This window comes from Collinsella sp. LCP19S3_D5 (genome assembly GCF_052121415.1).
Taxonomy (GTDB): Bacteria; Actinomycetota; Coriobacteriia; order Coriobacteriales; family Coriobacteriaceae; genus Collinsella.
Map to the genome: position 1 here is coordinate 76,403 of NZ_JBQKEH010000008.1, position 24,893 is coordinate 101,295.

Annotated in this window: 18 protein-coding genes and 2 tRNA genes; 1 reads left to right on the forward strand and 19 read right to left on the reverse strand. The window is 60.6% G+C overall.

Translation table 11 applies throughout. The features are described from left to right. Window positions 1–4: 4 nt before the first annotated feature. Window positions 5–4,702 carry a glutamate synthase large subunit gene (gene gltB, locus ACTQXO_RS04880; protein WP_441032971.1) on the reverse strand — a complete coding sequence of 1,566 codons (4,698 nt, stop codon included), beginning with the start codon at window positions 4,700–4,702 and terminating at the stop codon, window positions 5–7. A 513-nt stretch (window positions 4,703–5,215) separates the two neighbouring features. On the opposite strand from gltB, the gene ACTQXO_RS04885 reads away from it, so the two are divergent. Further along, on the forward strand, window positions 5,216–6,472 hold the full coding sequence (locus ACTQXO_RS04885) for an Nramp family divalent metal transporter (protein ID WP_441032969.1): 1,257 nt from the start codon (window positions 5,216–5,218) through the stop codon (window positions 6,470–6,472). 469 nt (window positions 6,473–6,941) lie between these two features. Here the strand turns inward: ACTQXO_RS04885 and ACTQXO_RS04890 are convergent, their stop codons facing one another. The 18 genes from ACTQXO_RS04890 to rpmE all read right to left on the reverse strand — a co-directional run bounded on the left by ACTQXO_RS04890 (window position 6,942) and on the right by rpmE (window position 24,634). Continuing rightward, window positions 6,942–7,085 (reverse strand): rubredoxin-like domain-containing protein, encoded by a 144-nt coding sequence (locus tag ACTQXO_RS04890; RefSeq protein ID WP_035137395.1) that lies wholly within the window; start codon window positions 7,083–7,085, stop codon window positions 6,942–6,944. Between the two features lie 89 nt (window positions 7,086–7,174). Continuing rightward, window positions 7,175–7,678, reverse strand: coding sequence for a flavin reductase family protein (locus tag ACTQXO_RS04895; protein ID WP_427727425.1), 504 nt, complete (start codon window positions 7,676–7,678; stop codon window positions 7,175–7,177). Between the two features lie 232 nt (window positions 7,679–7,910). After that, complete coding sequence (gene smpB / locus ACTQXO_RS04900) at window positions 7,911–8,381, reverse strand: SsrA-binding protein SmpB (RefSeq protein ID WP_006235325.1); 471 nt, start codon at window positions 8,379–8,381, stop codon at window positions 7,911–7,913. Then, window positions 8,371–9,288 carry a hypothetical protein gene (locus ACTQXO_RS04905; protein ID WP_154515983.1) on the reverse strand — a complete coding sequence of 306 codons (918 nt, stop codon included), beginning with the start codon at window positions 9,286–9,288 and terminating at the stop codon, window positions 8,371–8,373. Before ACTQXO_RS04905 ends, smpB begins: the two co-directional genes overlap by 11 nt. A gap of 95 nt (window positions 9,289–9,383) precedes the next feature. Then, window positions 9,384–9,460 (reverse strand) — tRNA-Glu (locus ACTQXO_RS04910). 17 nt (window positions 9,461–9,477) lie between these two features. Next, a tRNA-Gln gene (locus ACTQXO_RS04915) sits at window positions 9,478–9,551 on the reverse strand. A 310-nt stretch (window positions 9,552–9,861) separates the two neighbouring features. Continuing rightward, the gene (locus ACTQXO_RS04920) at window positions 9,862–10,221 is read right to left on the reverse strand and encodes an arsenate reductase family protein (protein WP_427727422.1); all 360 of its coding nucleotides are present in this window, start codon (window positions 10,219–10,221) and stop codon (window positions 9,862–9,864) included. A 315-nt stretch (window positions 10,222–10,536) separates the two neighbouring features. After that, window positions 10,537–12,672: a ribonuclease R family protein gene (locus ACTQXO_RS04925; RefSeq protein WP_441032963.1), complete on the reverse strand. Its 2,136-nt coding sequence runs from the start codon at window positions 12,670–12,672 to the stop codon at window positions 10,537–10,539. Window positions 12,673–12,939: 267 nt separating this feature from the next. Further along, the gene (gene ftsX, locus ACTQXO_RS04930) at window positions 12,940–13,860 is read right to left on the reverse strand and encodes a permease-like cell division protein FtsX (protein ID WP_154515997.1); all 921 of its coding nucleotides are present in this window, start codon (window positions 13,858–13,860) and stop codon (window positions 12,940–12,942) included. Continuing rightward, the gene (ftsE, locus tag ACTQXO_RS04935; RefSeq protein WP_441032959.1) at window positions 13,847–15,064 is read right to left on the reverse strand and encodes a cell division ATP-binding protein FtsE; all 1,218 of its coding nucleotides are present in this window, start codon (window positions 15,062–15,064) and stop codon (window positions 13,847–13,849) included. The genes ftsX and ftsE overlap by 14 nt, the downstream gene beginning before the upstream one ends. A gap of 445 nt (window positions 15,065–15,509) precedes the next feature. Then, window positions 15,510–16,451 carry a transketolase family protein gene (locus ACTQXO_RS04940; protein WP_441014998.1) on the reverse strand — a complete coding sequence of 314 codons (942 nt, stop codon included), beginning with the start codon at window positions 16,449–16,451 and terminating at the stop codon, window positions 15,510–15,512. Between the two features lies 1 nt (window position 16,452). Further along, complete coding sequence (locus tag ACTQXO_RS04945; RefSeq protein ID WP_154516003.1) at window positions 16,453–17,283, reverse strand: transketolase; 831 nt, start codon at window positions 17,281–17,283, stop codon at window positions 16,453–16,455. Between the two features lie 207 nt (window positions 17,284–17,490). Further along, window positions 17,491–18,381: a YitT family protein gene (locus ACTQXO_RS04950; RefSeq protein ID WP_441032955.1), complete on the reverse strand. Its 891-nt coding sequence runs from the start codon at window positions 18,379–18,381 to the stop codon at window positions 17,491–17,493. Window positions 18,382–18,543: 162 nt separating this feature from the next. Continuing rightward, window positions 18,544–19,692, reverse strand: coding sequence for a peptide chain release factor 2 (gene prfB, locus ACTQXO_RS04955; protein WP_441032952.1), 1,149 nt, complete (start codon window positions 19,690–19,692; stop codon window positions 18,544–18,546). Further along, complete coding sequence (gene secA, locus ACTQXO_RS04960) at window positions 19,692–22,499, reverse strand: preprotein translocase subunit SecA (RefSeq protein ID WP_441032949.1); 2,808 nt, start codon at window positions 22,497–22,499, stop codon at window positions 19,692–19,694. The genes prfB and secA overlap by 1 nt, the downstream gene beginning before the upstream one ends. A 156-nt stretch (window positions 22,500–22,655) precedes the next feature. Next, the gene (locus ACTQXO_RS04965; protein WP_441032946.1) at window positions 22,656–22,928 is read right to left on the reverse strand and encodes a hypothetical protein; all 273 of its coding nucleotides are present in this window, start codon (window positions 22,926–22,928) and stop codon (window positions 22,656–22,658) included. Then, complete coding sequence (locus tag ACTQXO_RS04970) at window positions 22,915–24,018, reverse strand: hypothetical protein (protein ID WP_441032943.1); 1,104 nt, start codon at window positions 24,016–24,018, stop codon at window positions 22,915–22,917. The genes ACTQXO_RS04965 and ACTQXO_RS04970 overlap by 14 nt, the downstream gene beginning before the upstream one ends. 190 nt (window positions 24,019–24,208) lie before the next feature. After that, window positions 24,209–24,634: a 50S ribosomal protein L31 gene (gene rpmE, locus ACTQXO_RS04975; RefSeq protein WP_154516018.1), complete on the reverse strand. Its 426-nt coding sequence runs from the start codon at window positions 24,632–24,634 to the stop codon at window positions 24,209–24,211. Window positions 24,635–24,893: the final 259 nt, after the last annotated feature.

A 24,893-nucleotide genomic window follows, 5' to 3' on the forward strand; every position in this document is an offset into this window, starting at 1 on the left:
GCACTTACGCCTCCTTCTTGGTCGAAGCAACAGAGCTGACAGCCACGGGCGCAGTGCCCGCTGCACCGCCCGCGACATCAAAGCGAGCGACATCCGCGGCGCTCGCGCGGCCGGTCACGATGTCAAACGCCAACTCCTCGGCCTGCGCGTGCGTCTTGCCCACGGCCTCGGCCGCAGCGACAATCGCCAGCACGCGCTCGTACTCGGTCGGAATGACCTTCACAAAGTGCTTACTCATCGTCTCGAAGCTGTAGAGCAGCTTAATGCCGCGCGGGCTCTGCGTCGCGTCCACGTGCTCCTGGATGAGCGCGCGAATCTGCGCCAGCTCGACAGCCGTCGGGGCCTTGAGTTCCACGCTCTCGTGGTTCACACGGGCCTCGAGCGTGCCGTACTGGTCAAAGACATAGGCCACGCCACCCGTCATACCGGCGGCGAAGTTCTGCCCGACCTCGCCCAAGATGAGCGCCAGGCCGCCCGTCATGTACTCGCAGCCATGGTTGCCGCAGCCCTCGACCACCACGGTGGCACCGGAGTTACGCACGGCAAAGCGCTGGCCTGCCAGGCCGTTAATAAAGCCGCGGCCGCTCGTGGCACCAAAGAACGCCACGTTGCCCACGATGATGTTCTCGTCGAACTTGTAGGTCGCATGCGGGTTGGGGCGCACCGACACCTCGCCGCCCGAAAGGCCCTTGCCAAAGTAGTCGTTGGCGTCACCGCACACGTTGAGCGTAATGCCGCGCGGCAGAAAGGCGCCAAAGCTCTGACCGGCCGAACCATCGCAATCGATGGTGATGGAGCCGGCGGGCAGGCCCTCGGGATGCGCCTTGGTCACTGCATTGCCCAGGATGGTGCCCACGCAACGGTTGACGTTGGCGATATCGGCGCGGAACCGAATCGGGCGCAGGTGCGCACGGGCATCGGCCGTATAGGGCACGAACAACGTGGAGTCGAGCGTCTTGTCGAGCTCGCTGTCCGAAGCCATCTGCGGCAGGAAGTGGCGACCGTCGGCGCCCGGGATATGGGCACCGAACTCGCAGGTCGCGCTCGCCAGCACGGGCGACAGATCAAGCAGGTTGGCCTTGCGGTTGCCCGGCACCTCGATCTGGCGCAGGCACTCGGGATGGCCGACCATCTCGTCGACGGTGCGGAAGCCCAGGCTCGCCATGACCTCACGCAGCTGCTCGGCAACAAAGAGCATAAAGTGCTCAACGTGCTCGGGCTTGCCGCGGAAGCCGCGACGCAGGCGACAGTTTTGCGTGGCGATGCCGGCCGGGCAGGTGTCCTGCTGGCAGTCGCGCTGCATGAGGCAGCCCATGGAGATGAGCGGCATGGTCGCAAAGCCAAACTCCTCGGCGCCCAGCAGGCAGGCGACGGCAACATCGGTGCCGTCCATGAGCTTGCCGTCGGCCTCAAGCACCACGCGGGAGCGCAGGCCGTTTTGCAGCAACGTCTGCTGAGCCTCGGCAAGGCCGAGCTCCAGCGGCAGGCCGGCGTGCCAAATGGAATCGCGCGCCGCGGCACCCGAGCCGCCATTGTGGCCGCTGATCAAGATCTTGTCGGCGGCACCCTTGGCCACACCGGTGGCGATGGTGCCGACGCCGGCCTCGCTGACCAGCTTGACCGACACGCGCGCACCGGGGTTGGCGTTCTTAAGATCAAAGATCAGCTCTGCCAGGTCCTCGATGGAGTAGATGTCGTGGTGCGGCGGAGGCGAGATCAGGCCGATGCCGGGCGTGGACTGACGGACCTCGGCGATCCAGGGGTAGACCTTCTTACCGGGCAGGTGGCCACCCTCGCCGGGCTTGGCGCCCTGGGCCATCTTGATCTGAATCTCGAAGGCGCTGCACAGGTAGCGGCTCGTTACGCCAAAGCGCGCACTTGCCACCTGCTTGATGGCGGAGTTCTTGGAGTCACCGTTAGCCAGCGGGGTCTCGCGACGCGGATCCTCGCCGCCCTCGCCCGAGTTAGAGCGTCCATGCAGGCGGTTCATGGCGATGGCCATGCACTCGTGCGCCTCTTTGCTGATAGAACCGTACGACATGGCACCGGTGTTAAAGCGGCGGACGATGTTGCGCGCGGGCTCCACCTCGTCGAGCGAAACCGGCGTGCGGCCGTTGGCATTAAAGTCGAGCAAGTCACGCAGGCGCACGGCACGGCCGGTGCGGTGCAGGCGGGCGCTGTACTCCTTAAAGGTGTCGTAGCTGTCCTCACGACAGGCGGTCTGCAGCAAGTAGACAGTCTGCGGATCAATGAGATGATCCTCGCCGCCGAGCGGGCGCCACTTGGTCAGACCCAGCGTGGGCAGCTGATCGGGAGCCGGGCTCTTAAGGATAGCGAGCGCGGCGTCGTAGCGCTCGTTTTGCTCGCGCTCAACGTCCTCGACACCCATACCGCCCACGCGGCTCACCGTGCCGGCGAAGTACGCGTTGACGAACTCCGGCGTAAAGCCCACGGCCTCGAAGATCTGCGCCGAATGGTAGCTCTGCACCGTGGAGATGCCCATCTTGGACATGATGGAAACGATGCCGGCGGTCGCAGCCTTATTGTAGTTGGCGATGCCCTGCTCGGCTGTCACGTCCAGATCGCCGTGCGCCGCCAAGTCGCGAATGCACGCATGCGCGTTGTACGGATAGATGCCGCTCGCGGAGTAGCCCACCAGCGCCGCAAAGTCGTGCGGAGACACGGCGTCGCCACACTCCACCACAATGTCGGCAAAGGTACGCACGCCGGCGCGGATCAGGTGGTTGTGCACGCAGCCCACGGCGAGCAGCGACGGCACGGGTACCTCGTCCGCTCCGGCGCGATCGCTCAACACCACGATGTTCACGCCGTCGCGGACCGCAGCCTCAACGTCCTCTGCAAGCTGCTTGAGCGCAGCCTGCAGCGCGCCCTCTCCGGCATCGCGGCGGTAAACGGCACGGAAACGGCAGGTCTTAAAGCCAACACGGTCAATCGCGCAAATGCGGTCGAACTCCTCCTCGCTCAGCAGCGGGCGCTCCAGACGCACCAGTTGGCAGGCCGTACGAGAGTCCTCGAGCAGGTTGCCGTGGTTGCCCAGGTAGAGCGTGGTCGAGGTGACCATATGCTCGCGCAGGGCGTCGATCGGCGGGTTCGTGACCTGGGCGAACAGTTGATAGAAGTAGTCAAAGAACGAGCGCGTCTTCTTGGACAGGCAGGCCAGCGGCGCATCGATACCCATCGAGGCGAGCGGGGCCTTGCCCTGCTGGGCCATGGGGCGCACGACCTCGTCAACATCATCCCAGTGGTAGCCGAGCTTGGCCATACGCACGGCGGCAGGCACCTCGGCATCCTCGGCAGGCGTTGCCGCGGCGGGCTTGTCGAGCGCGTCAACGGTCAGCGTCTCCTCGGCAATCCAATCGCGGTAGGGCTTTTCCTTGGCATAGCGGGCGCGCAGCTCGTCATTGTAGATCACACGGCCGCGGGCAAAATCGACCTCGAGCATCTGGCCCGGTCCCAAACAACCGCTTGTCAGGATATTCTCGGGGCGCACCTCGATGGTGCCCACCTCGCTTGCCAGCATAAAGCGGCCGTCGCGCGTCACGTAGTAGCGAGCCGGGCGCAGGCCGTTGCGGTCGAGGGCAGCACCCAGCGTACGGCCGTCGGTAAAGGCGATGGCCGCCGGGCCGTCCCAGGGCTCCATGAGCATGGACTGGTAGGCATCGTAGGCGCGACGCTCCTCGCTCAGGTTGTCGTTGTGGTCCCACGGCTCGGGCAGCAACATGGACGCGGCACGCGTGAGCGGACGGCCGTTCATGACCAAAAACTCGAGCACATTATCCAGAATCGCGGAGTCGGAACCCTCGCGGTTGATGATGGGCATCACACGCTCAAGATCATGCTGCAGCACGGGGCTGTACAGGTTAGGTTCGCGGGCGCGAATCCAGTTGACGTTGCCCTTGAGGGTGTTGATCTCGCCGTTGTGGATAATAAAGCGGTTGGGATGTGCGCGCTCCCAGCTAGGCGTGGTGTTGGTGGAGTAGCGCGAGTGGACGAGCGCCACGGCCGTCTTGACGGCGGCGTCGTTGAGATCGATAAAGAAGCGGCGCATCTGCGTGGCGACCAGCATGCCCTTGTACACGATGGTGCGCGAGCTCATGGAGCACACATAGAAGATCTTGTCACGCAGGGCAAACTCGGCGTCGGCCTTCTTTTCGATGGTACGGCGGCACACGTACAGGCGACGCTCAAAGGCATCGCCGGCGGGCGTGTCGTCCGGACGGCCCAGGAAGGCCTGCAGGATGGTGGGCATGCAGGCGCGGGCCGTCTCGCCCAGATCGTGAGGGTCGACCGGCACCTCGCGCCAAAAGAGCAGCGGCACGCCGGCCTCGGCACAGCCTTCCTCAAACACGCGGCGGGCATCCTCTACGCCCTTGTCGTCCTGCGGGAAGAACAGCATGGCCACGCCATAGTCGCCCTCTGCCGGCAGAATCTGGCCGCACTTTTGAGCCTCTTTGCGGAAAAAGTGATGCGGAACCTGGAACAGGATGCCGGCGCCGTCGCCGGTATTCTTCTCGAGTCCCGTGCCACCGCGGTGCTCCAAGTTGACCAGAATGGACAGCGCATCGTCCAGAATCTGGTGGTGGCGCTCACCGTTGATATCGGCAAGCGCGCCGATGCCACATGCATCGTGGTCGAATTCGGGGCGATAAAGGCCCTGCTGCTGAGCGGAATCTGCCTGCATCGCGATCCTCCCCTAGATATATAGACAGTCAGTTGAATAGGCATACTAGAAGCATCGCCGGCCCATTGTGTTTCCCGCCCGTTTCGAAACAATTGCGTAACGCACGCCCTACGAGTGGACACCGCCGACCTCAAGGGCAACAACAAGGGCCCCAGGTTCGGCCTGTAAGCTCACCGCTTCAAACATCTCAATCTGTAACAGGAAGATCCAATTTCGACGACTAACTGTTACAGATTGAGATGTTCTCGAGAGACGGTTACGAATGTCTCAATCTGTAACACGAAGGGGCGGTTTTGGCGGTCAGCTGTTACGGATCGAGATTTTCCATAGGACCATTTCTTCCTGTCTCGATCTGTAACACCTAGGCCCAATTTCCATCCCTAGTTGTTACAGATCAAGACATTTCGGCAACCCCCTTTTACCATCACAACAATTTTGTTAGTCATGGTCAGATTTCGAGCCTAAAACGGGTATCCTTTGCGGCGTCAAACAAACGGCACGCAGGAGTGCACCATGATCGACCATCTCAAACATCACTTTGGCTCCCCGCGCACCGGCGGCCACGGCGGACTCGACATCGCACGGCATATCGGCCCCGGGCTGCTCGTGACCGTCGGCTTTATCGACCCGGGCAATTGGGCCTCCAATATGGCTGCCGGCTCGCAGTTTGGCTACGCGCTGCTGTGGATCGTCACGCTGTCCACGATCATGCTCATCGTGCTGCAACACAACGCGGCTCACTTGGGCATCGCCACGGGCATGTGTCTTGCCGAGGCCACGACGCGCCACCTGCCCCGCCTCGTCGGGCGTGCGATACTCGGCAGCGCGTATCTAGCCACGGTCGCCACCGCCATGGCCGAAGTCCTGGGCGGTGCGATCGCACTTCAAATGCTCTTTGGCCTGCCCGTACGTGCCGGCTGCATCATCGTGGCGGCGGCATCGATTGTCATGCTCATGACAAGCTCCTACAAACGCGCCGAACGCTGGATCATCGCCTTCGTGGGCGTGGTGGGACTTTCGTTTTTAGCCGAGCTTCTGCTGGTCAAGGTCGACTGGCCGCAAGCCGCCACAAGCTGGATCACACCCAGTATGCCCACCGGCTCAGTCGCGATTATCGTAAGTGTCCTAGGCGCGGTCGTTATGCCCCACAACCTCTTCCTGCACTCCGAGGTCATCCAATCCATGCACTTCGAAGGCCAAGGCGAGCAGGTTATCGAAGAACGCCTGCACTACGAGCTCTTCGACACGCTCTTTTCGATGGGTGTGGGCTGGGCAATCAACTCGGCCATGGTCATCCTGTCCGCAACGACCTTCTTTGCGCACGGCATTGTCGTAGACGACCTCGCCGTCGCAGCGGCCACGCTCTCCCCCATTCTGGGCCCGGCAAGCTCGACCATCTTTGCGGTGGCACTGCTGTTTGCGGGCATATCGAGTAGCGTGACGGCGGGCATGGCGGCGGGCACCATCACCGCGGGCATATTCGACGAGGAATACGACATCCACGACCGACATTCCTCGATCGGAGTGGCGGCCTGTTTCGTCGGCGCAGTGGCGGCGTGCCTGATCGTCCCGAATCCTTTTGAGGGTCTCATTTGGAGTCAGGCACTGTTGTCGCTTCAGCTGCCGATTACGGTCTTTGTGCTCATACGACTCACCAGCTCGCCCCGCGTCATGGGCAAATACGCCAACTCGCGCCCGCTCAACGCGTTGCTCGTAGGGATCGGTGTCATCGTGACGATTCTCGACATCGTACTGCTAACGGGGATGTAATGGGATGGCGTGACTGTCCAGATATAACGTCTCAATCTGTAACACGTGAGGCCGCTTTGAGCCCTTAGATGTTACAGATTGAGATTTTCTGAGAGATAGTTTCAGTTTGTCTCGATCTGTAACAAGTGGACCCAATTTCCGCGCCCAGATGTTACAGATCGAGATATTTCTTCAGCCCCAACCTTTTGTCTCGATCTGTAACAAGTAGAGGGGGTTTACGTGCCTAAATGTTATAGATTGAGATTTTGAGAATGATGGTTTTGGTTTGTCTCGTTCTGTAACAGGAAGACCCGTTTTGAGCCGTTAGATGTTGCAGGTTAAGACAAAAGGTCGGCCGGACTCACAACAGACAGGATCGGCTAATAGCAGCCGTGATCCCTTGGGGACGGAGGAAAAGGGCCCCGGCCGGGATATCCGACCGAGGCCCTTGGACAGAGCTATATGTTGCTGCAAGTCGTGTGTCTACGAGCTACTCCTCGACGAGCTCAAACTGATCGGGACCGACGCCACACACCGGGCACACGTAATCCTCGGGCAGTTCGGGCGTGTCGACCTCTACCTCGTAACCGCAAACGGTGCACACGAACTTGTACGTCTTCTTTTCCTCGGCCATGATGTTCTCCTCTCGAACGTGGCTGCTGATGTACTTTGCTTATTAGTATATATTCTTAATAATATAATGCAAGCGGTTTTACCGCATTTCTACCCTTGGTACGAAGACGCCTTGGGCGGCGTCTTGCCCTTCAGGACCTTATGGTAGTAATCGTAGGTGAGCGGCGTCTCGTCGCTCAGGCGCTCGGCATCCTCGACCTCACCGATAAACAGTAGATGCGTGCCCACATCCACTGTGTCGATCAAACGGCAGCTAAACAAGGCCGCCGCATGCTCGGGAACATAGGGCATGCCCAGTGCGGTCTCGCACGTCTCGTACTTGGCAAATTTGTCATAGTTGCTGCTGGTACGGAATCCAAAGTTACCAATGTAGGGCATATCGGCCGTCTGATCGATCACGGTCAGCGCAAAGGCCTTGGCAGACGAGATAACGCCAGACGTGACATTTTCCTTGTTCACGGCAACCGAAATGCGCGGCGGCGTGGACGTCACCTGCACCGCGGTGTTGATAATGCAGCCGGCGCGCGATCCATCTGCCGCGGCACTCACCACATACAGCCCGCAGGGCATCGTAAAGAACGCAGTTTTATCCAAAACGATCACTCCCCTAACTCGGAATTGAGCCTTGCAGACGTATATACCCACAATGAGACATATGTGTCAGAACGGTAAGAAAAATGAGCCACACGCAGTTGCGGTGAAAAAGTCCCTGTTTAAGCCTGGATACCCAACAAACAGGAACTATTCCACCGCAACTTGCGAGGAGCAGACCGGGAGTACGACAACAGTGATGGATGAACATCCCCGCCCGCCCGGATATCAACCCTTAGCGATTACGCTCCTTAAGCGCGCGATCGATTTCGCGCTGAACGTCACGTTTGGCCATGTCCTCGCGTTTGTCGTAGAGCTTTTTGCCACGGCCCAGGCCCAACAGCAGCTTAACGCGACCATCGGTATTAAAGTAGAGCTCGAGCGGCACCAGTGCATAGCCGCGGTTGCGCAGTTTGCCGTCAAGAAAATCAATCTCCTTGCGATGCAGCAGCAGACGGCGCCGGCGATCGGGATCACGGTTCCACACGCCACCGTGACTATAGGGATGGATGTGCAAACCCACCAGCCAGCACTCGCCGCCGCGAATCAGCGCAAAAGTATCGGTAATCTGACAGGCGCGCTCGCGAATCGACTTGACCTCGGTACCGCTCAGCTCAATGCCGCATTCGAATGTCTCGTCGATAAAGTATTCGTGATGCGCCGAACGATTCTTGGAGATGAGCTTGCGCTCGCGCTTACTGGGCATCGCCGGCCTCCTCGGCGTCATCGGCTTTCCCGCTCGCGGCCTCGCGTTTGGCCTTGCGCTCGGCGTTGAGCTCGGCATCGCTTTCGCGCACCAGCTTAATGATCGCCGCGCATGCCTCCTCTCCCACCAGGTCGCGGGCACGGACCGTCAGGCGTGTAGCCTCCTGCTTGTCACCGTCGCTCGCAGCGTCGGTCGCACACATAATCAGACAAATGGCAATCTCGGCCGAAGGCGAGGTCGGTACGCCCTGTAACGCCAGCTCGCCCATCACATGCTCATCACTCTCGTCGGCGGCATCCGGATAGGTGGCATGGATCTTGCTGAGCAAGCGCGTCGTATGTGAATCGCCAGGGGCCAAGCGCAGCGCCAGACGTGCGCAACCCACGGCCGCCGAGACGTTCTCGGTCTCGGGCTCCAAAAAGTACTGGCCCAAGTTGGCGTAGGCGCGGGCGGCGCACCTGCCGTCACTCGCACGCTCCAGCACCGAAAACGAAAGCGAAGCCCACTCCTGCTTGTCCTCGAGCGCACGGAACAGCTCGGCCAGATCCAGTCGGTAGTTGCAGTTCATGGGGTCCCAGCGCACGGCCTGCATCAAGGCATTGCGGGCGCTCACATAATCCTGCTGACGGATGTAGGCAAACGCCATGTCGGAGTACAGGCGATCAAAGGGCACCTCGACCTGCACCAGCTCGCGTGGATCCTTTTCCACGCGGCGGTAGGCCAGGCGCTCAAACTTGCTATCGAAGCTAAAGTACTGGCGGTTCTCCTCCGTTTTGCACTCGGCATCGATATACTCCTCGGCGAGCTCCACCAAACGCTCCAGCAGCGGCGTCGCCGTGGCCAGGTCTCCCTGCGCCAGGTAATTCTCGGCATACGTAATGTCTTGTAGGCTGATGGGCAGGTCCATAGCAACTCCTCGGTCCAGGTGAAACGCGGCTCATTCCACACATGCGGTGTATACACAAAACCCGGGTCTCTTGCGAGGCCCGGGCATTCAATTTGTGGTAGCCCGTACCAGATTCGAACTGGTGATCTCCGCCTTGAGAGGGCGGCGTCCTAAACCGCTAGACGAACGGGCCATATGTAGCAAATGCAATGGCTGGGATGGAGGGAGTCGAACCCCCATTGACGGAACCAGAATCCGCTGTCCTGCCATTAGACGACATCCCAATGATTGCATCGCTGCGCTCGGCTGTGCCTTTGCGCAAGAAAGAAATATACGGGAAGTCTCGCCGTGACGCAAGCCCCAATTTTGACTTTTTTAAAATTGGCCTGATTTTAGCCAACCCGTGAAGGACCTGTGAAGCGACACATCTGCCCCTTATGGACAAAGGATAGCGAAGTGATACTTCGACAAGCACGCATAGCTCTTCGGCCCACACGGGTGGCCGCGGTTCAAAAACTGACCGGAGCAAGCCTGTCAGCGAAAACTGTATCCCAAAATCGGCATCCAAAACGGGATACAGCTTCCCCGCAGTCGCTACAGCAACGCCTCGGTCCAAGCCGCTTCCCTAAAGCCGGGGATCGCAAAGTCGTCGCCCACCAGCAGCGGGCGCTTAACCAGCATGCCGTCAGTCGCCAGCAGCTCGCAGCATTCCTGGTCCGTCATACCCGCATCCAGGCGCGCTTTCAGACCAAGCTCTCGATATTTCATGCCCGACGAGTTAAAGAAGCGTCGCACCGGCAATCCCGACCGCGCAACCCACGCGGAAAGCTCCTCGGCTGTTGGGTTATCCGCTACGATATCGCGATCGATATACTCAACCCCGTGCTCATCCAGCCATGCCTTAGCCTTTTTACAGGTAGAGCACTTGGGATACTCAACAAATAGCACTGCCACAGGAATCTCCTCTTCGTAAAGACGCATGTCTGGGTAAGCGCCGAAGCGTCGATGGCGCGTATCGACAGTTGACATTGTAACCGGTTGCCATAAAGAGTATCCAACGATGCCGGTAGTATCTTGGGTATCCAGACACGTCTTGCATGGGCGCCGATGGGACGAGTGGCATAACGCGCCAACGCGGCCACCAGCAGCACCAGCACGATAGCGGTGACATCGCCCGCAGCATCGAAACCCAGGTCAATAATGTCGAAGTGCCTGCCGGGAACAAAAATCTTATGCACCCGGTCGCCAACCAAGTTTTTTCTGGCCAAACTAATGGATGAGCTTAAAGTCCAAGTGCCCGCGGGTCGTGTTGACACGCGAGACCTCGATGATCACGCGTTGCCCCAACTCAAAACGGCGCCCCGTGTCGGCACCCGTGAGCGTGAGCGCGTCCTCGTCAAACTCGAACCACTCGCTTCCCAAACTCTTAATCGAGACCAAGCCCTCGACCTGTGTCAGGTCGAGGCGCACAAAGAGGCCCATGCTGCTGACCCACGAAATGGTTCCGGCATAGCGCTCGCCCAGACGATCCTCGTAATACTGGGCAATCTTGATCTTTTGCGTCGCATGGCTGGCGGCGTCGGCCGCACGCTCGGCATCGCTGCATGCACGGCAAATCTGCGGCAAGATGCGCGGCAGCGACTCGCGACCCCTGCCGATCAGCCACGGCGTGCGCGCCAAGGCATCCTTGCCGCCCAGCTGCTCATACGCCAGTTGCAATTTGAGCACGCGATGGACAACAAGGTCCGGATAGCGTCGGATAGGGCTCGTAAAGTGGCAGTAGCACGGCGCGGCGAGCGCAAAGTGGCCCTCGTTGCGCGGCTTGTACAGCGCGCGCTGCATACTGCGCAATAGCAACGTGTTGACAAGCGGGGCATTTGCCGTGCCAGCGGCAGCGTCAACCGCCGCCTGCAGCTCATCGGGACTTCCCAGGGCAATGCCAGCCGCGCGGCGATCGTCGATGATACCCAGCTGCGCCAGCGCCACAGCGGCCCCGTGCAAGCTGTCGGGGCTGGGATCCTCATGCACGCGATAGCATGCCTCAATATCGCGGTCTGCCAGCCACTCGGCAACGCACTCGTTGGCAAGCAGCATAGCTTCCTCGATGAGCGACGTGGCACACGAGCGCTCGCGGGCCACGATCTGCACGGGAACGCCGTCCTCGTCCAGCAAAGCGCGAATCTCCGCCGTGTCAAAGTCGACCGAGCCGCGCGCACGGCGAATGCGACGGCGTCGCTCGGCAAGCTCGTTGGCAGCAACTAGGAAATCGCTCAGATCCACGTCGTAGTCGCGGGCAGTCTCTTCGCAAGTCAAACCGCGCTCAAGCGCCTCCTCGCGCGACGCCTCGGCTGCAGCAACATCCTCGGCGGCACCTTCCAACACGGAGTACTCCACCGCACCGGCACGCACCAGCAATGCCTCGGCACCGTCATAGTCCATACGCACGCGCGAGCGAATCACGCTGGGATACGGATCGTAGTGGCGGACGTGCCCCTGCGCATCGAGCTCGATGTCGACGGTAAACGCCAGGCGATCCTCGTCGGGGCGCAAGGAACACAGGTCATTCGACAGGCGCTCGGGCAACATGGGGAGCACGCGATCGGCAAGGTACACCGACGTCGTGCGATGGCGAGCCTCTAGGTCGATGTGTCCGTCCCAGGCCACATAATGCGATACATCGGCGATATGGACACCCAGCTTGTAGCCGCCCTGCGTCGTGCGCTCCAAAGAGATGGCGTCGTCAAAGTCGCGCGCGTCGACCGGATCGATCGTGATGATAAAACGGTCGCGCAGATCACGGCGAAGTGGGTCCTTAAGAGCTGTCGCCACGTCGAGCGATAGCTCCTCGGCCTCGGCAAGGGCGGTCTCGGGATAACTATCGGTATAGCCGTAACGAGCCATGACATATTGAACGCCCAAGTCGGGCGCATCGTCGCCGCCAATGCGGCGCTCAAGAGTCACGGTGCCCGATTCCAGGCGTGTCGGATAGGTCAAAATGCGTGCGACGACTGCATCGCCCGGATGCACGCCCAAACGCTCCGCCGAAGTATCCTCGGGCAAAATAAAGAAATCGGCCTTGAGACGCGAATCAAGCGGCTCGATCACACCGAGCGGGCCTGCCGTCTGATACGTGCCCACCACGCTTATGGCCGCGCGCTCGACAACGCCCTCGATCACGGCACGGCGATCGCCGCGCGGTCCGGTCTTAATGCTCACGGCCACGATGTCGCCGTCCATAATCTCGCGCTTGCCGCGACCCATAACCTTATAGTCGCCATTATCGGTGACAACATAGGCGCTATGCTCATGGAGCTGCACGCGGCCCGTCAGGCTGGGACGCCGCTCGCTACGCACTGGCGCGCGCTTGTTGCGAGCGCTACGCTTATGTTTGTTATTGCGCCCCATGGCGCCTCCTTACTATCTGTTGCGGGGCCCGCAGGCGCAACCGCATCATGTCAAAACACCGTGCAGGCCTAAACCGCACGCATCAAAGAGTCTACCCAATCAACAACAAGGCACGCACCTCACGTCATGATCCCTATGTGACGGAGAAAATCGAGTTATCGAGACAAGCCGAACTGCCGGTGAGCCCTTTTCCTCCGTCGCACGGGATCAAAAAACGGGCCGCCCCAGAGCGGGACGGCCCGTTAGCAAAACTAATTCCAGCTGTGTCTACACGCGCAGGTAGCGACGCATGGCAATGGCGGAACCAAAGAGACCGATGATCACGCCGACCAGGATCAGTGCGGCATACGTCACCAGGTAGTATTGCATCGGCAGCGCAAACGACATCCAGCCAATGCTCTCCTGAAGACGCGGAACCAACAGGTTGCGAAGCAGCTCCAAAACACCGATGGAAAGCAGCGAGCCCAAAACGGCCTGCAGCACGCCCTCGGTGATAAACGGACCGCGAATAAAGCCATTGCTGGCGCCCACCAGGCGCATGATAGCAATCTCGCGGCGGCGAGCCGTAATCGACAGGCGAATCGTGTTGTTGATAAAGATGAACGCGATAAACGTCAGCAAACCAACAAGCACGACGGCAGCGATGCGGATGTAGTTCGTCACCTGGAACAGGCGGCTCACTTCCTCCTGACCGTACAGAACGCTCGCGTCGACGTCACCGTCATCCGCGATCTTCTGGAAATCGGAGTTCTTCTTGAGCTTCTTGGCCGTGCTCTCGACCTGGGACGGATCGTCCATCTCGATCGCGAACGAAGCAGGCAGCGGATTCTGGCCATCAAGTGCGCTCAGAGTGGCGTCGGCGTTACCCGACATCTTGCTCGTGTACTCGGCCAGCGCGTCGTCCTTGTCCTTATAGGTCACGGACTTAACGTTGTTCCACGTCTTGAGCTCACTCTCGAAAGCCTGGACGTCGGCCTGGTCGGCGTCATCGCTAATAAACGCGTTGATAACAACCTGGTCCTCAACGGTGCCAATCACGGAGTTCAGCATCGCGGAACCCATGATGAACAGGCCGATGATAAACAGCGAAAGGAAAATCGTGATGACGGCGCCGAGCGAGGTGGTCCAGTTACGGAAGAAGTGGCTCATTGCCTCTTTGAGCGAATAGCCCACGTTAGTTGGTGCCATAGTTGCCGTAACCTCCCCTCTCCTGGTCGCGGATTACGTGGCCGCCCTCGAGGGCGATCACGCGACGATGCATACTATCGACCATCTCGCGATCGTGGGTAGCCACGATCACGGTCGTGCCGGTGCGGTTAATGCGCTCGAGCAGCTTCATGATGCCGAGCGAAATTGCCGGGTCGAGGTTGCCCGTTGGCTCGTCGCAAATCAGCAGCGGCGGACGGTTGACCATGGCGCGGGCGACGGCCACGCGCTGTTGCTCGCCGCCGGAAAGCTGATCGGGCAGCGAGTCCATCTGATCGGCCAAACCGACCAGACGCAGTACCTCGGGCACCTGGCTGCGAATGACGCCCTTGGGCTTGCCGATGCACTGCAGGGCAAACGCCACGTTTTCATAGGCGGTCTTTTGCGGCAGAAGCTTAAAGTCCTGGAACACGGCGCCAATCTGGCGGCGCAGGAAGGGAACCTTGCGGTTCTTGATTTTCATGAGATCCTGACCGGCGACCAAAATGCGACCGCTCGTAGGCCTGACATCACGGTTGAGCGTGGAAAGCAGCGTGGTCTTACCCGATCCGGAATGACCGACCAAGAAGACGAACTCACCCGGATAGATCTCGATGTTGATGTCGTCGAGTGCGGGCTTGTTGGGCTGTGCCGGGTAGATCTTGGTGACATGCTCCATCAGAATGACGGGCTCGACACCGGCCTGCTTGGCCATCTTCTTGCGACTTGCCTGCGGATCGATAGGCGCGAACACCGACGTAAAATCGGGGTTGTTGAGCGCGTTGTCAAGACTTGCGACCTCGGCAGCCTGATCATTCTCGACCATGGGCGCAGCGGGCTGCGTAGGATCGGGAATGCCGGCAAAGAGGCCGGACTGCGCCGGCTGCGGCGCGGGCGTAGCAGGAGCCATGGGATCGGGAATGCCCGCCATGGTCGGCTGAGGCTCGGCTGACGTCTGAGGCTGGTTCACGCGAGCAGTCACCTTTTGGACGGGCTCAAAGCCCGCAGCGGCAGAAAGCTCGGCATCGCTGGTGGGATTGTAGGCAAAGGGATCGGATGCCGGCCGTGCCTGATCTGCCGGCTGTGCGGGGGCCTGGGCAATATGCTGGCCCTCTGAATCCGGAGTGGCGAAACGTGTGCCCGGGACACCTTGCCGTGTCTTGGGGGCCTCATCGCCCGCACCGGAGGTACGGAAGTGGTTACCCACTGGTGCTCCTTATCATCGTGCGTTTAAACTACATGAGCGCTTTGTATTTTAGCAGCATTAGCTTCGCTGCACATAAGAAGCATGGCAGGGTTTTGGTCTCACCGGCCGCGCACAGGGCTACCTCCCAAATCGTCCTCGGACATGTCGGAGTCCCCGCTGCGCGCTTCGCGCTGCGGGGACTCCTCCGTCCTGCGGAATGATTTGGGAGGTAGCCCTGTGCGCGGCCTGCGGCTACTAAAGAGTCGCCGCGTTTTTCTTGGGGTGCTACATATACAAAGTTGGAAGGGCTGAGTTGCACTTTGCTGATATAGGCCCTTTTCCCCAAGGGAGCTTTGGTGGCTAAGTTCCAATTTTTATTGCAGCAACAACAGGGGCGCCCTCTTTGGGGGCGCCCCTGTTCTGGCTTGCTTACGGTTGCTGAAGCGATACTTTGCCTCGTCTTGCCCTAGGCCAAGAACTCCTTGGTGGTTGCCACGATGTTGGCGGCATCCAGGCCGTACTTGTGCAGGAGCTCGGCGCCCGGACCGGACTCGCCAAAGGTATCGTTGACGCCAATCTTCTTGAGCGGCGTCGGGCACTGCTCGCAGAGCACGTCGGCAACGGCGCTGCCCAGGCCGCCGATCACGGAGTGCTCCTCGACGGTCACGACGTGACCGGTCTTGGCGGCGCTCTTGACGATCAGATCGGCGTCGATGGGCTTAATGGTGTGCATGTTGATGACCTCGGCGTCGATGCCCTCGGCAGCGAGCTGCTCGGCAGCCTCGAGAGCCTCGCCAACCATCAGGCCGCAGGCGATGATGGTCACATCGGCGCCCTCACGCATGACGATGCCGCGGCCCGGCTCGAACTTGTAGGTCTCGGGGTCGTTGATGACCGGCGAGGCCAGGCGGGCAAAGCGCATGTACACGGGGCCGTCGCACTCGTAGGCGGCGCGGACCACAGCGCGGGCCTCCACGTCGTCGGCCGGGACAATCACGGTCATGCCAGGGATAACACGCATAAGGGCGATATCCTCGCAGCACTGGTGCGTGGCACCGTCCTCGCCCACCGAAATACCGGCGTGCGTGGCGCCGATCTTGACGTTGAGGTGCGGATAGCCGATGGAGTTACGGACCTGCTCAAAAGCGCGGCCGGCGGCAAACATGGCAAAGGTGCTCGCGAAGGCAGTACGACCGGTGGTCGCGATACCGGCGGCGACACCCATCAGGTTGCTCTCGGCAATGCCCACGTCAAAGAAGCGGTCGGGGCAGGCGGCCTTAAACTTACCGGTCTGCGTGGCGGCAGCCAGGTCGGCGTCGAGGACCACAAAGTCGTCGTGCTCGGCAGCGAGCTCAACGAGGGCCTCGCCGTAGCTTACACGCGTGGCGATTTTCTTGACGTCTGCCATCCTAGAGCTCCTCTCCGGCGGCCGTGAGCTCTGCCATGGCCTGCTCAAACTGTTCATCGTTGGGGGCCTTGCCGTGCCAACCAACCTGGTTCTCCATAAAGGAAACGCCCTTGCCCTTCATGGTCTCGGCGATAATGGCGGTAGGCTGACCCTTGGTGGCGCGAGCCTCGGCAAAGGCGGCGCGAATCTGACCGAAGTCGTTGCCGTCGGCGAGCTCCACCACGTGGAACTTAAAGGCGCGGAACTTGTCGGCGAGCGGCATGGGATCGTTGACCTCCTCAACGGGACCGTCAATCTGCAGGCCGTTGTGGTCAACGATCACGCAGAGGTTGTCGAGTTGCTGATTGCCGGCAAACATGGCGGCCTCCCAGACCTGGCCCTCCTCGCTCTCGCCGTCGCCCAGCAGGGCGTACGTGCGGTAAGTATCGCCCCAGTGCTTGGCGGCGACGGCCATGCCCACGGCGGCGGAGATGCCCTGGCCCAGCGAGCCGGTGGACATGTCGACGCCCGGGGTATCGTTCATGTTGGGGTGGCCCTGCAGGTGGCTGCCGATATGGCGCAGCGTCTCGAGGTCCTCCTTGGGGAAGAATCCGCGCTCGGCGAGCACGGCGTACAGACCCGGAGCGCAATGGCCCTTGGAGAGCACAAAGCGGTCGCGGTCGGCCTTGCGAGGATCGGCCGGGTCGACATTCATTTCCTCAAAGTACAGATAAGTCATGATGTCGGCAGAGCCGAGCGAACCGCCCGGATGGCCGGACTTGGCAGCGTGCACGCCGGTGACGATGCCCTTCCTTACCTCGTTGGCAACCTTTTTGAGCTCTTCGTCGCTCATTGTGCCTTCCTTTCATCCTCTTTAGACAAGATGCGCACGGCGCAGAAGGTAATCCCAACCCAGCCGCAATGCACGTGCGCCATTCATTATGCTGGAAACTGAAGGCTTTACCAGAGTTTTTATCATTATTTGAATAATTTAGCAGGCAGACCCGCTGATGAATCGGTTTATCAATGTGAACGTCTTTTGGATGGAGCGCAGTCTGCCCTACGCGTTAATGTCCTTGAACCCCTCGCCGAAGGCTTCCGTAACGTCGGCGACCGTCACGATAGCTTGAGGATCGCGCTCGCGCACGATGGTCTTGAGTGTATTGAGCTCGCGGCGGCTAACGATCACCATAATCACCGGCTTCTCAGCGCCCGAATACATGCCGGTCGCCTTAAATTTAGTGCAGCCGCGACCCAGGCCATACATGATATCGGCCGCGATATCGGGAAAATTGTCCGAGATGATGAGCACCATGCGGCGCTTGTTGCCGCCATCGACCACAGCGTCGATCACATAGCCGCTAATTACCATCGAAAGCCCTGCATACAGCGCGTTCTCCAGAGAGAAGACGGGGGCCGATGCCGCGCATACGGCGACGTCGATCGCCATGACGGTCGAACCCACCGGCAGCGAGGTATTACGCGAGATAATCTGGCCGATGGTGTCGGAGCCGCCGGTGTTGGCGCCGGCGCGTAACACCATGCCGTAACCAATGCCCGTGATAATGCCGCCCCACATAGCGGGAAGCATCAGGTCTGCATCTGCCAGAGGCGCTACAAACGGGGCAAACAGGTCGGTAAAGAAGCCCAGTAGCACAAAGCCTGTCGCCGTCTGTACCACATAGAACATGCCGCCCTCGCGCATGACGACCAGTAACAGCAAGGCATTCATCACGATGGTTTGGATACCGACGGGCAGCGACACGCCCCGCGCGGCACCGACCGCCTGGATAATAGTCGCAAGGCCCGTAACGCCACCGGCGGCAAGGCCGTTGGGAATCAAAAACAGGTCGGTCGCGATGGCCGCCAAAGCGCACCCAAGCATGATCTGGGGTAGATCGCGGAAGAAGTTCATTGAAAGAATGCGCTTGATATCCAGACGATATGCCATGCTACCTCCCTCAAAAAAGCGCACCCCATTGGGTGCGCTTTGAACTTCTTACCGTATTCGATTCTACCGATTCGCCGAGGAAAAACCACCCCGCGGCGGGTTTGCTCTGGATATAAAACCGCCTGTCCAGAGTTTAGTGTCGGTCCGTGACTCACCCGGGGCTTAAGCGGACGGAGACTCCGCATCAGCATTGCCGGTAGCCCAGCGATGGTAGCCGATCACAAACGGATCCAAGTCGCCATCGTCGAGAACGGCGTCGACGTTGCTGGTCTCCACGCCCGAGCGCAGGTCCTTAACCATCTGATACGGATAGAGCACGTAGCTGCGGATCTGGTTGCCAAAGCCAATCGTGGTCTTGGGACCGCGGATCTCGTCGAGCGCCTCGGCGCGCTTCTCGAGCTCAATCTCGTACAGACGGGCCTTGAGAATCTGCATACACGCGGCCTTGTTCTGAATCTGGCTGCGCTCATTTTGGCAGGTCACTACAATGCCGCTGGGAAAATGCGTCACGCGCACGGCGGAGTCGGTGGTGTTGACGCCCTGGCCGCCCGGGCCGCTTGCGTGGTACACGTCGACGCGGATATCGTCGGGGTTGATCTCGATATCGATATCGTCGGGCAGCACCGGAATGACCTCGACGCCGGCAAACGTAGTCTGTCGACGCTTCTTGTCATCGGTGGGGCTAATGCGCACCAAACGGTGAACGCCGGCCTCGGCACGAAGCATACCGAAGGCATCCTTGCCCTCAACGGTAAAGGTCGCGCGATCAATGCCAATGACCTCGGCAGCGGGGCAATCGTTGATGGTGACCTTCCAGCCGCGGCGCTGGCAGTACTTCATGTACATCTTAAAGAGCATGAAGGTCCAGTCCTGCGCCTCCAAGCCGCCCTGTCCGGGCTTGATGGTCACAATCGCGTCACCGTGATCGAACTCGCCGGTAAACCAGCTCGAAAGTTCGAGCTCGTCGATGGCGCGCGCCAGACGATCAGCCGTGGCGGCAGCCTCCTCACGCAGTGCAGCGGCATCGGGGTCATCGCCCATTTCCTCGGCAAGTTCCAGCGCCGCGCGGGCATCGGAGAGCTCGCCGCGCGCGGTATCCACGGCGGCGATATCCTCCTTGGCGCGCGCAATCTCTTCCATCGTGGCGCGAGCGGCATCGGCGTCGTTCCAAAAGCCGGGAGCGACGCTCTTGGCCTCAAGCTCGGTCACGTGGGTGCGCTTCTCGTCCAAATGAAGATACGACTCAACCTCGCCGAGCCGGTCCGCAAACTTGTCCAGCTCGGCGGGCGTTACCTCTAAAGCATCCGCCATTAACGATTCCTGCCGTGGCAGTACTTGAACTTCTTGCCGCTGCCGCAAGGGCACGGTTCGTTGCGACCCACGTTGACATACGGGTCGTCGCTCTCGGACTTGCGGTAGGTGGTTACCTTAGCGCCGTTGTTGACAGCTGCCGGTCCGCCCTGGACGGCCGTGCGAGCCTGTGCCCGTGCCTCCTTGCGCAGGACCGAGTTGCCGTTGTCGCCATCGACGTCGGCGGGGCCGGAGAAGCGCGCACCCTCGAGCGCGGGGTCCTCCTTGCGCTCCACAGCCTGCGGGGCGGCCTTGATCTCGATGCGCAGGACGGTGCGCAGGTAATCCTCGTACATGGTGTCAACGAGCATCTGGAAGGCACCATAGGCCTCAGTCTTGTACTCGACCAGCGGGTCGCGCTGACCAAAGCCGCGCAGTCCGATACCGGTCTTGAGATAGTCCATCTCCTGCAGGTAGTTCATCCAGCGGGTATCGATGACGCGCAGCATGACCTGAGTATTGAGCTCGCGCATGAGGTCCTCGCCCAGGCGCTCGGCCTTCATGTTGTAGCACTTCTCGACGTAGGCTAGGACATCGGCAGCAAGGGCCTCGTAATCCTCGTCGGGGAACTTGGGCGTATCGATATGGCCGGTCAGCTCCACGACCCACTTGCGCAGGCCATCGAGGTCACGCTCGCCGTCGTGGCTGTCCTTAGCGCAAAACTCCTGCACGCAGCGGTACACGGTGTCGTGCATGACCTCGGTGATGTGGTCGGTCAGGTCCTTACCGTCCAGAATCTTGTTGCGCTCGGCGTAGATAACCTGGCGCTGCTTGTTCATCACGTCGTCGTACTCAAGAACGCTCTTGCGCATGGAGAAGTTGATGCTCTCGACCTTGTGCTGAGCGCTCTCGACGGCCTTGGAGATGATCTTGTGCTGGATGGGCATGTCGTCGCCCATTTCTGCCGTGACCATCATCTTGGAGACGCGGTCCATCTTGTCGCCACCGAACAGGCGCATCAGATCGTCCTCGAGCGACAGGTAGAACTGGGTCTCGCCCGGATCGCCCTGACGGCCAGAACGGCCGCGCAGCTGGTTGTCGATACGACGGGACTCATGGCGCTCGGTACCGATGACGGTCAGGCCGCCGGCGGCAAGCACGCGCTCGCGCTCGGCCTTGCAGGTCTCCTTGGCCTCGGCGTTAAACTGCTCGAGCTGCTCGGGCGTCACGTCCTCCATGGTCAGGCCCTCGTACTCAAGGCGCTCGCGCACCAGCTCGTCGGGGTTGCCGCCCAGCAGGATGTCGGTACCACGACCGGCCATGTTAGTAGCGATGGTCACGGCGCCGTAGCGTCCGGCCTGGGCAACGATATGAGCCTCGCGCTCGTGGTGCTTTGCGTTGAGGACCTCGTGCGCGATGCCGCGCTTGGTAAGGGCGGCCGACAGCTTCTCGGAGCTTTCGATGGAGACGGTGCCCACCAGGACCGGCTGGCCCTTGGCGTGACGTCGCTCGACGTCGTCGGCAACGGCGTTGTACTTGGCCTGGATGGTGCGGTACACCAGGTCCTCGTGATCGACACGCTGCACGGGCTTGTTGGAGGGGATGACCTCGACGGGCAGCTTGTAGATCTCGCGGAACTCGGCATCCTCGGTAAGCGCCGTACCGGTCATGCCGGAGAGCTTGTCATACAGACGGAAGTAGTTCTGCAGGGTGATGGTGGCAAGGGTCTGGTTTTCCTCGCGCACGAGCACGCCCTCTTTGGCCTCGATGGCCTGATGCAAGCCCTCGGAGTAGCGGCGGCCCTCCATGATGCGGCCGGTGAACTCATCGACAATCTTGACCTCGCCGTTGGTAACGACGTACTGCTTGTCGCGGTGGAACATGTATTGGGCCTTCAACGCCTGCTGCAGGTGGTTGACCAGCTGGCCCGAAAGGTCGGCGTAGATGTCCTCGATACCCAGGCGGCGCTCGATCTTCTTGAGGCCGCGCTCGGTGGCGGCAATGGTGTGCTTGGCCTCGTCCATGACGTAGTCGCCCGTGGGCTCCACATCCTCGGTGGCGGTGAGCATATCGTGCGACACGTCCTCGCCGCGCTCCAGACCGCGCACGGCGCGCGCGAAGTCCTTGTAGGTGCTGGCCGACTTGGTGCCGGCGCCCGAGATGATCAGCGGGGTCCTGGCCTCGTCGATCAGGATGGAGTCGACCTCGTCGACGATGGCGTAGCTGTGGCCGCGCTGGACGCGCTGCTCGGGGCGGGTGACCATGTTGTCGCGCAGGTAGTCAAAGCCAAACTCGGAGTTGGTGCCGTAGGTGACATCGGCCTGGTAGGCCGGGCGCTTAAGCTCGAGCGGCATGTTGTTCTGCAGCAGGCCGACGGTCATGCCCAAATACTTGTAGATGCGGCCCATCCACTCGGAGTCGCGCTTTGCCAGGTAGTCGTTGACGGTAACGACATGCACGCCCTTGCCGGCGATGGCGTTAAGATAGCCGGCCAGGGTGGAGACGAGCGTCTTGCCTTCGCCGGTCTTCATCTCGGCGATATGACCCTCGTGCAGCGCCATGGCGCCGATGAGCTGTACGTCAAAGTGACGCATGCCCGTGATGCGCTTTGAAGCCTCGCGCACGGTGGCAAAGGCCTCGGGGAGCATGTCGTCAAGCGACTCGCCGTTAGCATAACGCTCGCGGAACTTATCGGTCTGGCCGCGAAGCTCCTCCTCGGTCATCTTCTCAAACTGAGGCTCAAGCCCGTTGATCTGGTCAACGATCTTGTAGTAGCGCTTAAGGTCCTTATCGGATCCAAAGGACAGCAGCTTTGACATGAATCCCATGTGGTTTTCCTTTTTTGGCCATCGCCCGTAGCGCACTGCACTGGGCGAGTTAAACACAGATAGTTGTACTTTAGCCAAACGGGACGCACGCTATACGCTCGACCTCATCCCCCACGTAATAACTACGACCGACCTGCCAAAAAGGGACGTTTTATTTTAGTGGCTACGGCCCAGATAGGCGCCGATAACTTTGCGCTGCTCGGCGCTCGCCCGATAGTAGACGCGAAGCTCGCCTTCGGCATCCAAATCAAAGCGCGTCTCGTCAATCAGGCCATTCTTGTGCGCGGTCATGAGCGCCTCCTGCATGCGCGGCCTTGCAAAGGCGGCAAACGATGCATACTCAGCCGCGAGATCGGCCATCACATCGTCGACGCAAGCCTCGTCATGGCAAACAAAATAATCGAGCATGGCATAATTAAGCGGAAGCATCCCGATCACCGTCCTTTTTAACCATGTCGAGGGGATTCACGGCGATCAGGCAAATGCCGACGAGGTTGACGACGGCCGCCACCCATGCAACGGACGGAAGCGCGTAGCCGTCAAAGCCCAAGACCAGGCCGACGATAATCCACGTAAACAGCGGCGCTGTAAAGGTATAGGTGCCGTTGATGGCCATGCCCAGCGCCGTGCCGCACATGGAGTTGGCGCGATACCAGCTCATAAACGAAAAGTAGGCGGCAAAACCGGAGCAGGCGAAAAACACGACGGAGGATTTGTCGGTGAGCGCTTGGGCGACAAGGACGTAACTCTGACCAAGGGGCTCTCCGCATGCCAAGGTTAGGGCCGGCAGTACCAAGCACAGGTTGCCGACGCCCGAGACAAGCTGACGGATGTTGATGGCGATCTGAGGATCGATCATGCAGGTGGCGCGGCCGCCCACGCATCCCTCGACGCCCCAGCACAGGGCGGCTAACAGCGCCAGACCCAGGCCGAGCGCCATGCCGGAAGATGCCTGCCCGCTCAGGCCGGCGCTACCGATCATGGCGCCGGCGAACACGCAGACAACGATGCCGGTGACGACACGGGGGCTAAGCGGCTGTCGGTAGAGCACGCGGGCGAGCACCGCACCGATCGCGGGGTTGAGCGCGGCGATGGGCACGGCAAGCGTGCCTGCCTGCGAAAGCGCGATAACGTAGGCGGCAGAAGCGATGGGCCCGCCAATGAAGGCGGCGGCGATAACGATGACGCCGGGCTTTGAGGCGATGCAGCGGCCTAGGTCGGCGAGTTTGCCCTGACCGGCAGTGAAAAACGTGGCCCAGACGGCACTCAGCACGTCATTGACGCCCGAGGCGATCGTGGGCAAGATGAATACCGCCAAAAGGCCGGAGGGAGCAAATGCATCGAACCAACCGGCCCAAACGCCAAAGAGCTGACCGGCGGTAACAAAGGCCGTGTACAGCGCATACATGCAGCTCGAAAGCGCCGCGACAGCGATACCCTTCCTAAAATAGGCAGCATCGAGCGCACGCTTCTTTGCCACCGCGAGCTCGCGATTGCCCAAGGACGTCGATGTGTCCACGTAGCCTCCTATCGGTTACCTGCCAAAAAGGGACAGGTTTATTTTGGCAGGTTTTATCTGGGCAAACGAAAAATCCCCACCGTTCGGTGCAAAGAGGACGTGCTACTTTGCGTCGATAAGAAAGGGGCCGTGCACCAATTGGGTGCACGGCCCTTTTGCCATGAATGCGAGCGATTCCTCGGCGAGCTATTTACTCAGCAGCCTCGGTGGTCTCGGCCTCGGCAGCGGCCTCCTCGACGGGAGCCTCTGCGGGAGCCTCGGCGGCCTGCTTGGCAGCCTCCTCGGCAAACTTAGCGGCACGCTTGGCCTTCTCGGCAGCCTTAGCCTCAGCGGCGGCCTTGCGAGCGGCCTCGGCCTCAGCAGCCTTGGCGGCCTTGGCGGCCTTGGCCTCCTCGGCCTTCTTGAGCTGGGCGGCAGCGGCGCCACCAAACTTGTCGGCGAAGCGCTGGACGCGTCCACCGGTGTCGACGAACTTCTGCTGGCCGGTGTAGAACGGGTGGCACTCGTTGCAAAGCTCGACCCTCATCTCGGACACGGTAGCGTGCGTCTTGAAGGTGTTGCCGCAGGAGCACGTCACCGTGCACTCGACATACTGGGGATGGATACCCTGCTTCATGGTAGGACTCCTTATTGGTCAGGCGCTGGTTACCGATCAGCGCATAAGGCGTCTTGGTTTCCGACCAAGACAACAAACTCGGCTATGTTACCACGGCGTCGAGCGTCCCACAAAAGGTTCACGGTCTTTACGCCGGAGTGCACAGGCGCCTTGATTATCAACTTTATCCGAACACCTCCCACATTCATCCGTACATGTGCGGATGAATGTGGGAACCCGATACCCTGAGGGCCGGATCGGCCGGCCCCGGGAGATCGGA

Coding starts and splice junctions, on each gene's coding strand:
- gltB (WP_441032971.1), bottom strand. CDS start 4,702: ATGCAGGCAGATTCCGCTCAGCAGCAGGGCCTTTATCGCCCCGAATTC.
- ACTQXO_RS04885 (WP_441032969.1), top strand. CDS start 5,216: ATGATCGACCATCTCAAACATCACTTTGGCTCCCCGCGCACCGGCGGC.
- ACTQXO_RS04890 (WP_035137395.1), bottom strand. CDS start 7,085: ATGGCCGAGGAAAAGAAGACGTACAAGTTCGTGTGCACCGTTTGCGGT.
- smpB (WP_006235325.1), bottom strand. CDS start 8,381: ATGCCCAGTAAGCGCGAGCGCAAGCTCATCTCCAAGAATCGTTCGGCG.
- ACTQXO_RS04905 (WP_154515983.1), bottom strand. CDS start 9,288: ATGGACCTGCCCATCAGCCTACAAGACATTACGTATGCCGAGAATTAC.
- ACTQXO_RS04925 (WP_441032963.1), bottom strand. CDS start 12,672: ATGGGGCGCAATAACAAACATAAGCGTAGCGCTCGCAACAAGCGCGCG.
- ftsX (WP_154515997.1), bottom strand. CDS start 13,860: ATGGCACCAACTAACGTGGGCTATTCGCTCAAAGAGGCAATGAGCCAC.
- ACTQXO_RS04940 (WP_441014998.1), bottom strand. CDS start 16,451: ATGGCAGACGTCAAGAAAATCGCCACGCGTGTAAGCTACGGCGAGGCC.
- ACTQXO_RS04945 (WP_154516003.1), bottom strand. CDS start 17,283: ATGAGCGACGAAGAGCTCAAAAAGGTTGCCAACGAGGTAAGGAAGGGC.
- ACTQXO_RS04950 (WP_441032955.1), bottom strand. CDS start 18,381: ATGGCATATCGTCTGGATATCAAGCGCATTCTTTCAATGAACTTCTTC.
- prfB (WP_441032952.1), bottom strand. CDS start 19,692: ATGGCGGATGCTTTAGAGGTAACGCCCGCCGAGCTGGACAAGTTTGCG.
- secA (WP_441032949.1), bottom strand. CDS start 22,499: ATGGGATTCATGTCAAAGCTGCTGTCCTTTGGATCCGATAAGGACCTT.
- ACTQXO_RS04965 (WP_441032946.1), bottom strand. CDS start 22,928: ATGCTTCCGCTTAATTATGCCATGCTCGATTATTTTGTTTGCCATGAC.
- rpmE (WP_154516018.1), bottom strand. CDS start 24,634: ATGAAGCAGGGTATCCATCCCCAGTATGTCGAGTGCACGGTGACGTGC.